We start from the raw sequence: 2510 nt of genomic DNA, 5'->3' as shown, positions 1-2510 counted from the left end.
AAACTGCCTAAAAATTCCTACCTTACTACGCTCTATTTGGTTGGGACTAGCTCCCACAAACTGAAGGACGCGACTACAGAGGAGTTGAAAAAGTGAACCATACTTGGAATGTCGTGTTTTGCTCCGACTTACTCCATTTATGGGTTACTCTTCCAGGACGCTCACAAGTCGTAAAACATACTTTTTGCAGGGAGCAGAGATGCTCCCTGACAAACGATCTCAATTTCGGTTGTATCCTCACGTGATTTAACCGCTGTTGACGCTGTTGAGACAAAAAGAGAGAAGACAGATGAATGATTCCTCGGCTTGACGGAACTGATATGACGAATGACTGATGACGGCAGGACTAATCAAAAAAATGAGATGCTCCTCTAATTTTAAACTTGAATCTCCAAGTAATGCGATCGCTCAAGGCTTTGGGCAAGTCTTATTGGGGAAGTCACAGCTATAAATATAGGGTTTTTGCCAACTCAGGGGAATTTCCAACAAATCCCTGGTTCCGGTCATTCCTTGTCCCAAAAAGAGCAATACAGCGATCGAGTTCAAGATGACATGGACTGTGCGCCAGCGATTCGATCGATCTTTGTAAATGTCTTGAACAATCGCCAAGGAGAAAACCATCAGCAGCGCAGCGGTGATGCCAATGTAGTAGTGAGACCAATACCATTCATCGGTGCGCCGATAAACGCCATCTTGAGCGCCAAGAATCACCAAGCCAGCACCTGTCAATGTCGCAAATACGCCGCGCCACATAGCAGGTGTCGATCGATATAACATGACCAAAGAGGCAATGGTAGCAACAAACATCAGCACAATGAAAATTACCTGAAACGAGTTTTTGCTCCAAACATCCTTGCTCAAAATATTCTCAAAAATCGGGTATCCCAGACCCAACAGCGTCACTCCTACCACAGATCCCGACAGAATTTTACCTGCTTTGACGTGTTCTGAGCCGACTACAGGCGGAATTTTGCTTTTATCCCCCGATGCAACTTGCTGGCGGCGCTGCCTAGTTTGCCAAGCCATATTCAGCACAATACCCAGCATCGGAAAAACGATCGCCACAGCTACAATAGGATGCAGCAAAGCCATAAAATCTTTAAATTCCATACAGCACCTTTTTGTTGTTAAACTTGACAACACTAAACTTTTGAGACTTTCACGAAATCTATCGCCCGATCGCGATCGAACAAAACCCGAAGCTTCAATAAAATCCCAAATAACAATAAAAGAGATTTTAACTCACCAGGAGCGCCAGAGCGTTTCCATTGATTCGGATCTATAAAAACTCAGTTTATAGTCACCCGTGCGTAAGTCCTACAGTCAAGAGTTGTTCGGCGAAAGATGCAATTAAAGAGCCATGTGCCAATTGCGATATCCATTTTTGCGGTATAGCAGATTCACCGTAAAAAGCTCCCGCCAACTGTCCGTAAACCGCACCAGTTGTATCCGCATCGTCACCCAAATTCACAGCCAACAAACACCCTTCGGCAAAAGACGAACTGTTATAAAATGCCCAAAGAGCCGCCTCCAAAGACTTAACCACGTAACCAGTACCCTTAATTTCAGGAGGTTGTCGCCGTTTAAAAGAACCCGCCGCAATTTCATCAATTTCTGCCACCAGCGGGTGCGCGGCCCAATATTCGGCGATCGGACAATATCTTTCCGACAGCAAAACTTCTTTACTAACTCCATTGACAGCCCCCGCAATTAAAGTACCGAAATAGCGGCAAGCATCGACGCAAGTAGCAGCACCGTGAGTAGTTCGAGAACTTTCTCCAGATTTGTCTATAACTTCTAAAGGATTTTTTGCATAAAACAAAGGTATGGGAGCCAAACGCATAATCGAACCATTTCCAGCAGCCCAAGAATCAGTAGAACCGCAGTAAGGCTTTTTTGTATCTTCAAACTGCCAAAGTGATTGTTGAACCGTATTGCCAATATCAAAACACTCGCCCGTACTGCTCAAATGTCCATCTCGCCGCCACTTCAAATAAGTTTCTAATTGATGGATTGGATCGAAACCTTTTTTTTCAATCAAACTTTCAGCCAAACAAAGCGCCATCGAAGTATCATCCGTCCACTGTCCCGGTTGCAGTCGAAACGGGCCGCCACCAATCATATCTTTAAGGGGTTCAAAAGTTCCGGGGCGACAAAACTCTAAAGTTGTTCCCAAAGCATCGCCAACTGCCAAACCGATTAGACTGCCGCGATAACGTTCTATTTGCTGCATATAGTAATGGGGAATTGGTAATGGGGAATTGTTAATGGGGAATTCAGGATTTATGCACCGATCGAATCAACCGGGTTTTTTACCGAATCTGCGGGTTGCAACGAAGTATTTTTGTAAAAAAATCGGTTTCTAGACCCCCATGCGTAAGTCCTATAATTGTCTAAAGTGCGCGCGGAGTGGCCTGCTAATGACTAATGACTAATAGACAAGAGTGCAAAAATTATAGAAGGGCGTAGCATTTGGACATAAAATCTTAGGTTTAACCGATAAATTTTCG

The 2510-nt window shown here is 44.4% G+C and carries 2 protein-coding genes; both read right to left on the bottom strand.

The window, feature by feature from the left end:
* Positions 1-408: 408 nt before the first annotated feature.
* On the bottom strand, positions 409-1110 hold the full coding sequence (locus QT974_RS33440; RefSeq protein ID WP_333472663.1) for a DUF4079 domain-containing protein: 702 nt from the start codon (positions 1108-1110) through the stop codon (positions 409-411).
* A gap of 190 nt (positions 1111-1300) precedes the next feature.
* Positions 1301-2233, bottom strand: coding sequence for an ADP-ribosylglycohydrolase family protein (locus QT974_RS33435; protein ID WP_333472662.1), 933 nt, complete (start codon positions 2231-2233; stop codon positions 1301-1303).
* Between the last annotated feature and the right edge of the window lie 277 nt (positions 2234-2510).

Origin of the sequence: Microcoleus sp. BM001215392 (assembly GCF_036700185.1) — a bacterium.
GTDB lineage: Bacteria > Cyanobacteriota > Cyanobacteriia > Cyanobacteriales > Microcoleaceae > Microcoleus.
The sequence above is the reverse complement of the archived record's forward strand: the minus strand, read 5'-3'. Positions and strand labels throughout refer to the sequence as shown.

What these genes read in the sequence shown, in the direction of transcription:
- QT974_RS33435 (WP_333472662.1), bottom strand. Translation starts at nt 2,233, where the DNA reads ATGCAGCAAATAGAACGTTATCGCGGCAGTCTAATCGGTTTGGCAGTT.
- QT974_RS33440 (WP_333472663.1), bottom strand. Translation starts at nt 1,110, where the DNA reads ATGGAATTTAAAGATTTTATGGCTTTGCTGCATCCTATTGTAGCTGTG.